Below are 9,426 nucleotides of genomic sequence, written 5' to 3' on the forward strand. Positions count from 1 at the left end.
GAGTCCCTCACTGACTCCTATTTCATGGAGCTAGCCTGCAAGAGGCGGGGGTTAGAGACCGCTACAGCCCGAAAGCCACTTTTGAGAACAGTAGGGGACACATGGTAGGCGGGGCTCCGCCACATCGCCAGACCGTGCAACGAATTGTTGCCGTTGAAATCCGAAACCGTTTCGGTGCGGCTGTCCGCACTTCTGAGTTTTCCGTTCTTGTCCAACTCCGGCGGCTCGATCATATCGATAATTTCTTGGATGATAGGATCTCTAGAAGCCATTTTGTTTCCTTTCATCGACATCAGCGACGAAGATCAGAGCAACGGTTGTCAAGTTCGTATTACGTCGCAGCGATCACAGCACACACGGTCACAGCATTCTCCAGTTGCCAAGCACTCGCCACGTTCAAGCCCATCAGTCCGCGCAAGACCGCGCTCGCGTCACTCGAAAGCGCTGACCAAACTCGAGCTTGAGTCTGGCCTCCATAGACGCAGCTACTTTGCTGATCGCGTTACCGGTCTCGAGATAACGGGTAGAACAATTCTGCCAACCGTAGGAGAGCACGTCAGCCTTGATCCGCTTCGCTTCGTCGGGCCGTCCTTCAACAGAAAGATATTCGGCAAGACAGACTTTTGGCTTTGAGTTGGTCTCACATTGAGAAGCGACTAAGTGGCGCCAAACCTGCTTTATGTCGGTCTTTCCTTCGAGAGCATCCACGTATTGAGAGCAGTGAGCAGCCGACGGGGTAAACGCACGTAAAGCAGCTACGTCATCACCCATGGCGCGTGCCAGCAACACATGAAAGTCGCACCACTCGCTCAATTGTCCAAGCTTAAGAGATCGATAGGACTCAATCCCAGGTAACGCTACAAGAGGCATTTGAGCGAGCCAATCAGCACGCTGCGAACATTCCATTTTGTACGCATCAACGTCAGGCAAGCCCGACGGAGCATAGGTCCGCGGAATCGGAAACTCCAAGATATGTCTGACAAAGACCAGCTCAGCTGTGTTCCGCAGCCGAGTTTCGTCATATCTTTTTGGATTGAAGGCCGCTTGGTTTCGACAAAGCAAATCGTCGACCCACTCAATTGTCTTTTGCATTGCAACCGCTGGCGCACAGAGCAGCAACAGCCCTATCGCAAGTCCAGCGCACATCAACCAGATTCGGTCTAGATGCCAAGGCGACAAAGGCGCTGCAACAATGGCTCGAAAGCCCTTTGCCTCGCCAGCGACACACGAGCAATCGCTCGACCTCAACATACATGACGACAACATCGACGAAATCCTATCGTACGCCCAATGGACATCGAGCGCTCCTTCCAACTTCAACGGCAGTGACTCGAAATCGCGTCTTTGACCGGCTTAACGCCTAAACCACCTCCGCCACGCACTCAGATAATGATGGACGACCATCGAGTCTCGCAGCGTAGTCCGCCCCGGCATGAGATCCGGTACTTGACTTTGACCACGGCGCAGGGAAGCGGGGAGGCAACCGTGAATCCCGGATAATTATATGACATCGATAGATCTCCGAAAGTTCTCTGTTGCTTGCAATCGGGCACATCGAACCTCAACACGACTGCCTGTTGGGGCATAGTGAATTGAGGAACCTCTGGAATGCGCTTAAACGCTCCAAACAGCGCGTAACATCCATCCTTGCTGAGCCTAATTTCGTCATCGGACATAGCTAGCGGCGCGCCTTCGATTTTGAACCTACGGACGCCGTCGTCGCCGAAAGATACGATCTCTTGTAAAACCCCTCGCACATCATGCTTCCGCAAGAGGGGAAACACGCACCGTCCATATCCGCCATCAATGGAAACCACGTCGCTGAAGGTCGCGAGAAGATTCCTGACACCAATACGCGCCAGCCAATCGGCGCGACCGCTCAAATTCTCGTCGAGAGTCCCGAAGCGACTTCTTTTGTCATCCGAGAGCGATATCACGGTGCGACTGCCACACCGAGCGACTTCTCTCACGTAAAAATATTCACCAGGCTTTCTCATCGAGCGCTTCTTCTTCCACCCATCGCTGTAAGAATAGACATCGATGGAGCCGGCCTCATCGACATAAGCCTCCCCATCTTCGAAGAAGACATCTTTGCTTTTATCGGGAGGAAAGAGCCGCATCCGGCTAAGCACATCAGGTCCCGATACATGTACCGGCACTCCTGGCACGCCAATTGTTGAACCATCAGGCGAGAGCAGCGAATACTTGCCAATCACAGAGTAAACGAGAGGAACGCCAAACCTGTAGATAGAGGCCTGAGCGTCACGGAGAACGAACAACCTCTGCCTGTCACCATCCAAGGCCGCTATTGTGGAGCCATCCTGAGAGCACGATAACGAACGTTCATCTCCCGTGCCCGTAAACTGAAAGATTGTCCGCACATCCCCATTGATCGACCGCGATCTGATGTCCGTAAGATTCTTTTCTTTATCGTACTCAAAATGGATAATTGCGGGATCATGGTCGTAGCAAAAGCGCACTTTTCCGCGGAAATCAAAGCTCGCCACAATCCGAGCTGATAGCAAACCGTTGGCGGCGACGGAATTTCCAGACGTCGCAAACATCCCCAGCAGGCAGGCAAATCGTGCCGCGCAGAAAAGCCAACTTACCCACTCACTCCAATGAGGCCGGACCGCTACTACGCTCATTCCCAAATCCACTCCACTCCACTCCACTCCACTCCACTCCATCAGGCACATATTACACGCATATCACGACCTCAAGTAGAAACTACTTAAGGTGGAATATAAGATATCGCCTGACAGCCCTGAATTGGATTTTACGGGAACGGTCCCTTAAAAGCGAGCGCGTTCCTACTGCAATGAGACCGCAAAACGCCTTCACAAAGCAGCTACCGGTTTTCTAATCCCAGCTCAGCGCACCGCCGTTCTGATATTCGATGACGCGGGTCTCGAAAAAGTTCTTCTCCTTCTTCAGGTCCATCGCCTCCGACATCCACGGGAACGGGTTCTCGACGTCGGCGAAGACAGGCGCGAGGCCGATCTGGGCGCAGCGGCGGTTGGCGATGAAGTGCATGTACTGCTCGCACAGCGCCGCGTTGAGGCCAAGAAAGCCGCGCGGCATGGTGTCCCGGCCATAGGCAGCTTCGAGCTCGGCGGCCTCGCGGATCATGCCGCGGACCTCGTCCTGGAACGCCGGCGTCCACAAGTGCGGGTTCTCGATCTTGATCTGGTTGATCACGTCGATACCGAAGTTCAGATGGATGCTCTCGTCGCGCAGGATATACTGATACTGCTCGGCGATGCCGACCATCTTGTTGCGGCGGCCGAGCGACAGGATCTGCGCAAAGCCGGTGTAGAACCACATGCCTTCGAACACGACGTAGAAGGCGACGAGATCGCGCAGGAAGGCGCGGTCGTTGTCCGGCGTTCCGGTCTGGAACGACGGATCGTCCAGATGCTGGGTGTGCTTCAGCGCCCAGGCCGCCTTGTCGGTGATCGACGGCACCTCGCGGTACATGTTGAACAGCTCGCCCTCGTCCAGGCCGAGGCTTTCCACGATGTACTGGAAGGTGTGGGTGTGAACTGCTTCCTCGAAGGCCTGCCGCAGCAGGTATTGCCGGCATTCCGGATTGGTGAGGTGACGATAGATTGCCAGCACGATGTTGTTGGCGACCAGCGATTCCGAGGCGGCGAAGAAGCCGAGATTGCGCTTGATCGCGCGCCGCTCGTCCGCGGTCAGGCCGTCCCGCGACTTCCACAGCGCGATATCGGCCTGCATCGAGACTTCGGTCGGCATCCAGTGATTGTTGCAGCCGGAGAGATATTTCTCCCAAGCCCATTTGTACTTCAGCGGCAGCAACTGATTGACGTCGGCGCGGCAATTGATCATCCGCTTCTCGTCGACCGAGACGCGGCCGCCGGCGCGGTCGATCGTGCCGAGGCCAGTCGGATCGACCGGCTCGAGCTTGAGCTGCGTCTGCGGACGCAATGCCGTCGAGAGGGTCGCGGCGGCGGGCGTAGCCGTTGTGGTCGTTTCGGTATCGGACCAATCGAGCATCGTCATCTCCTCACTGGCACGCTTCGCATTCGGGATCGTCGATCCGGCAGGCCTTGATGCCGTCGAGATCGGGCGCCGCAGCGGCCGGGATCATGATGGGGGCGTGCGAGACGGCGGTGGAGGCCGAGACCGCGTTGAGCTTGCCGTCAGTGCCCTTCAGCGTGGACTTCTCGACATGTGTGGCACTGCGCGAGCGCAGGTAATAGGTGGTCTTCAGCCCGCGCCGCCAGGCCAACCGGTAGAGCGTGTCGAGCTTCTTGCCGGAAGGATTGGCGATGTAGAGGTTGAGCGACTGCGACTGGTCGATCCATTTCTGCCGGCGTGCGGCGGCTTCAATCAGCCAGGCACTGTCGATCTCGAACGCGGTCGCGTAGAGCGCCTTGAGATCGTCAGGCACGCGATCGATCTGGCCGACGCTGCCGTCGAAATATTTGAGGTCGGAGACCATGACCTCGTCCCACAGCCCCCTCGCCTTGAGGTCGCGGACCAGGAAGTCGTTCACGACCGTGAAGTCGCCGGACATGTTCGATTTGACGAACAGGTTCTGGTAGTTCGGCTCGATCGACTGCGAGACGCCGCAAATGTTGGAGATCGTCGCTGTCGGCGCGATCGCCATGACGTTGGAGTTACGCATGCCGCTGGAGGTGACCTTCTTGCGCAAGCGATCCCAATCCAGCGTGGAGGAGCGGTCGGCATCCCACCCGCCGCGGGACTCCGCGACGAATTGGATCGAGTCGAGTGGCAAAATGCCCTTCGACCACAACGAGCCCTCGAAGCTCGGATAGCGGCCGCGCTCGGCGGCGAGATCCGACGACGCCTCAATTGCGTGGTAGGAAATCGCCTCCATGCTGACATCGGCGAAGGTGACGGCCGCATCGGACGCTATCGGAATGCGCTGGACCTGCAGCGCCTCCTGGAAGCCCATCAGGCCGAGGCCTACCGGGCGATGGCGCATGTTGGACCGGCGCGCCTCCGGAATCGTGTAGAAATTGATATCGATGACGTTGTCGAGCATCCGTACGGCGGTCTTGACCGTCCGCTTCAACTTGGCCTGATCCAGGCCATTGGCCCCGACATGCGCGAGCATGTTGATCGAGCCGAGATTGCAGACCGCGACTTCGTCAGCCGACGTGTTCAGCGTGATCTCGGTGCAGAGGTTCGAGGAATGAATTACACCCATGTGCCGCTGCGGCGAGCGGAGGTTGCAGGGATCCTTGAAGGTGATCCAGGGATGGCCGGTCTCGAACAGCATAGTCAGCATGCGGCGCCAGAGATCGGTCGCGCGCACCGTCTTGAACACGCGCAGGCCGCCGGCCTTCGCCTTGGCCTCATAGGCCTCGTAGGCCGCCTTGAACGCCTCGCCATAGAGATCGTGCAAATCGGGCGTCTCGTCAGGCGAGAACAGCGTCCATTCGCCGTCGGCATCAACGCGCTGCATGAACAGGTCAGGCACCCAGTTGGCGGTGTTCATGTCGTGGGTGCGTCGGCGGTCGTCGCCGGTATTCTTGCGCAGATCCAGGAATTCCTCGATGTCGACATGCCAGGTCTCGAGGTAGGCACAAACCGCGCCCTTGCGCTTGCCGCCCTGGTTGACGGCGATGGCGGTGTCGTTGGCGACTTTCAAGAACGGGATAATACCCTGGCTCTCACCGTTGGTGCCCTTGATGTGGGCGCCGAGGCCGCGCACCGGCGTCCAGTCATTGCCGAGACCGCCGGAATATTTGGCGAGCAGCGCGTTGTCCTTGATCGATTTGAAGATGCCGTCGAGGTCGTCCGACACCGTGGTGAGGAAGCAGGAGGACAATTGCGGGCGCAGCGTGCCCGAATTGAACAGCGTCGGCGTCGAGGCCATGAAGTCGAACGAGGAGAGCAAATCGTAGAACTCGATCGCCTTAACCTCGCGATCGATCTCGCGGATAGCGAGGCCCATCGCGACGCGCATGAAGAAGGCCTGCGGCAGCTCGATGCGCTTGCCGTGCTCGTGCAGGAAGTATCGGTCGTAGAGCGTCTGGAGCCCGAGGAACTGGAAGTTCAGGTCGCGCTCCGGCTTCAGCGCCGCGGCGATCCGCGCCAGGTCGAAACGGAAGAGCTCAGGATCAAGCAGTTCGGCGGCGATGCCAACTTTCACATAGGCCGGGAAGTATTCGGCATAGCGCGTCGCCATGTCGGCCTGCGAAGCCGAGGTCGGAATGCCGTGGACATGCGAGAGCACCTCGCCGCGCAGCTTGTCGAGGAGAAGGCGCGCGCTGACATAGGCGTAGTTCGGCTCCTGCTCGACCAGCGTGCGCGCGGCCATGATCGAGGCCAGCGCCAGCTCGTCCTGGCTGATGCCGTCGTAGAGGTTGCGGGTGGTCTCGGCCAGCACGGGCGCGGCAGAGACGCCGTCGAGGCCAGCGCAGGCCTCGCCGATGATCAGTGCGAGGCGCTTGGTGTCGAGACCGACGCGCGAGCCGTCGGCGAGCGTGACGTGGAGCTCCGGCACGGCGGCCGTCTTGGCTTCCGCAGCGGCTTCTTCAGCGCGCTGGCGCGACCGCTCCTCGCGATAGAGCACATAGGCGCGCGCGACCTTGTGGTGCTCGCTGCGCATCAGAGCGAGTTCGACCTGATCCTGCACATCCTCGATATGGAAAGTGCGTCCCTCGCCTGCACGGCGCATCAGCGCGGTGACAACTTCGGATGTCAGTTGCTCGACGCTTTCATGGACGCGCCGCGAGGCGACCGCGCTGGTGCCTTCCACGGCCAGGAAAGCCTTGGTCATGGCGACGACGATCTTGGCGGAATCGAACGGCGAGACCTTTCCGTTACGGCGGATGATCTGCATGGACGGCTCGCTGGAAGCCGCCGCGAGCGATTGTGAACGCAACTGGATGATGGGTGCGGAAGCGCCTTCCGCGTTGTGCAGGTTCAGTGACATCAATAGGCCCCGTGATGCGCGCGTTGTGTTTGAACGGGGCCGTAAGGAGGGACGCCGCAGAATCGCCGGCAGAATGTTGCCGACGGCGCATGCAAGCGACCGCCGGGACACCCCGCCCGTGGACGTTCAGGTCGTCACGGCAGGTCTCCTGGCTCGCAGGTCGTCGCTCGCTTCCCGTCTTCCCGGCGCGGAATGCACCAGTGACGTCAGTTAGGAAGCAGCTCGCTGCTGACAGTTGCGGGGGCAGCGCCGGAATTCCGCGCTCTCGCGCGGTTCACCGGCTTCCCTCTTAGCCACTAAATCTTGCGATCCAGCGGAACCGTGACGCCCACATGTGGTGATATTCGCGACATGGTGTCAACGATTCGTTTGCCCGAGGGGCCGACTTTCTCTGTGGAATGCGGGAGTTCCTTCGCTCAGGCGCATTTCTCCAATTCAACGGCCTTGCCGTAGACGTCGCTGAACTCCTGATCGTGAGCCGCAGAAACGATGACCGAGCCGGGCAGCCTTTGGCGGATCTCACGATGCAACATGCTCGCAGCCGGCACCTCGAGCGCAGACGTTGCCTCGTCCAACAGGATCAGGTCCGGCTCGGCCAGCAGAACGCGCGCGACCGACAAACGCTGCTTCTCGCCTTCCGACAGTCGCCGATGCCAGGCGTCAACGACATCCAGGGACGACCCGAGATGTTCGAGGCCGACAATCGTCAATACCTCCCGAAGCCGCGAGTCGCCAAATTCGTCGGCCGGTGCGGGATAGCTCAGCACACGGCGAAACGACCCCAGAGGAATGTACGGACGCTGCGGCAGCGCCATGGCGCGTCCGCGTGGTCGAGCCACCCTACCCTGCGCATAGGGCCAGATGCCAGCCATTGCGCGGAGCAGGCTCGTCTTGCCCGCGCCGGATCGGCCGACCAGCAGAGCGGCTTCGCCCGGCTTCAGGACAAGTCGCGCCAGCGAGGCAATTTCCCGGCCTTCAGCGTCGGTGACTTCGAGACCGTCCACATCGAGTGCGCCTTCCGTGGCGCGCGATCCGGTTTTGCTCTTCAACGCAGCTTCGGCCATCGCCTGTTCGAACTGCGACAACCGCTGCACAGTCGCCACCAGCTCCGCGATCCGGACATAGGAACTGATGAAATAGGAAAACGCCTGGTGCACCGAGTTGAAGGCAGAGCCGGCCTGCATGAAGGCGCCGAGCTGCATGGGACCGCCAAAGAACAACGGAGCCAATGCGAAATAAGGAAAATAGCGCGAGTAATACTTGTAGCTCTCCGCGAACAGCGAGACGAACTGCTCCCATCGCATCAGCCGATACCAGTTTCTCGCGATATCGGAGAAACGGCCGAGCAAATCGTCACGCTCCGACGCCTCGCCGCGCATCATCGCGATGGCTTCGCTGTTCTCGCGGATGCGCACGAGCGCGAAACGAAAATTGGCTTCGCGCCGCTCCCGCTCGAAATCGATCGCAATGAGGTGACGACCGATCAGGTGGGTTACGATCGTACCCAGGCCGGCGTAGATCAGCGCCGCCCAGACCAGATAGCCCGGGATGACGTAGGACACGCCGAAGATGCGCAGCGGCACGAGGTTCGAGAGCGTCCACAAGACAGCCACGAACGAGAAGATGCGAGCGATGGCATTGATCAGACCGACGGTAAGCGCGATCGCGTCGTCGATGAACTGCCTGACATCGTCGGCAATGCGTTGGTCGGGATTGTCGATGGGATTTCGGCCGAGCGCCGTACAGTAATGAACGGGACCATCGAGCCATTCACCGACATAACGCGCCGTCAACCAGCGGCGCCAGCGGATGGTCAGCCATTGCGTGAGGTAACGCTGATAGACCGTCGCGAAAACGAAAACGACGCCGATGGTACAGAAGACGCCGAATTGGGTGAGAAAGCCGATCCAATCTTTGTCCTGAAGTGTCTGGAAGAATGCGTTGCGCCAATAGTTCTCCGCGACGGCGGCGCCAACCAGGGCGAGCTGGCCTGCGATGATGCAGACGGACAGACCGATCGCGCTCCAGCGCTCCTCCGACCGGAAATATGGGCCGGCGATACGGCTGACCTCTCGCAGAGAAGTCCTCAGAGAAGCGATCCGGTTCAAGATGTAGCTCCTTGCTGGCGGCGCGCCGCGCGGGCCTCCTCGATCGGGCAGGCCTTGCAGAAGCGCCGGTCAGGCAGAAGATATTGCAAGCAGCAGACGCGGCGGCGCCGCTCCGGCGCCCCGCCCTCCAGCACAAAGTGGACAGCGTCGAACACCGGGTTTGGCTCACCGGCGGGGCTGGCCGGCTCGGACAGCCAGCGCTGGGCTTCCGAGAGGCGCTGGGATGGACCGGATACGGCTTCGAGCCTGCGCAGCATGGCCTCGAAGGTGTTGCCGACGTTGCTCCAGAATACCCGTGCCGTGACTTCGGTTCGATCGCACCACATCTCGATCAGGGGGGCGAAGTGATCGAACAGCAGCGGCCGCAGCCGCCGAAACGGCTCC

At 59.8% G+C, this 9,426-nt stretch carries 6 protein-coding genes and 1 riboswitch; all 6 genes read right to left on the reverse strand.

Annotated features, from left to right (window positions below; genetic code table 11):
- Nucleotides 1-405: 405 nt before the first annotated feature.
- Nucleotides 406-1,092, reverse strand: coding sequence for a hypothetical protein (locus tag AOQ71_RS02630; RefSeq protein ID WP_157083343.1), 687 nt, complete (start codon nucleotides 1,090-1,092; stop codon nucleotides 406-408).
- Between the two features lie 290 nt (nucleotides 1,093-1,382).
- The gene (locus AOQ71_RS02635; RefSeq protein ID WP_157083344.1) at nucleotides 1,383-2,648 is read right to left on the reverse strand and encodes a hypothetical protein; all 1,266 of its coding nucleotides are present in this window, start codon (nucleotides 2,646-2,648) and stop codon (nucleotides 1,383-1,385) included.
- Nucleotides 2,649-2,862: 214 nt separating this feature from the next.
- Nucleotides 2,863-4,020, reverse strand: coding sequence for a ribonucleotide-diphosphate reductase subunit beta (locus AOQ71_RS02640; RefSeq protein ID WP_083513907.1), 1,158 nt, complete (start codon nucleotides 4,018-4,020; stop codon nucleotides 2,863-2,865).
- Nucleotides 4,021-4,030: 10 nt separating this feature from the next.
- Nucleotides 4,031-6,934 carry a ribonucleoside-diphosphate reductase subunit alpha gene (locus AOQ71_RS02645; protein WP_057741333.1) on the reverse strand — a complete coding sequence of 968 codons (2,904 nt, stop codon included), beginning with the start codon at nucleotides 6,932-6,934 and terminating at the stop codon, nucleotides 4,031-4,033.
- 121 nt (nucleotides 6,935-7,055) lie between these two features.
- Nucleotides 7,056-7,273: riboswitch (cobalamin riboswitch) on the reverse strand.
- Between the two features lie 77 nt (nucleotides 7,274-7,350).
- Nucleotides 7,351-9,042, reverse strand: coding sequence for an ABC transporter ATP-binding protein/permease (locus AOQ71_RS02650; protein WP_057741336.1), 1,692 nt, complete (start codon nucleotides 9,040-9,042; stop codon nucleotides 7,351-7,353).
- On the reverse strand, nucleotides 9,039-9,426 hold a 388-nt coding region (fhuF, locus tag AOQ71_RS42400), incomplete at its 5' end, for a siderophore-iron reductase FhuF (RefSeq protein WP_083513908.1). The genes AOQ71_RS02650 and fhuF, both read right to left, overlap by 4 nt.

Source organism: Bradyrhizobium manausense (assembly GCF_001440035.1).
Classification (GTDB): domain Bacteria; phylum Pseudomonadota; class Alphaproteobacteria; order Rhizobiales; family Xanthobacteraceae; genus Bradyrhizobium; species Bradyrhizobium manausense.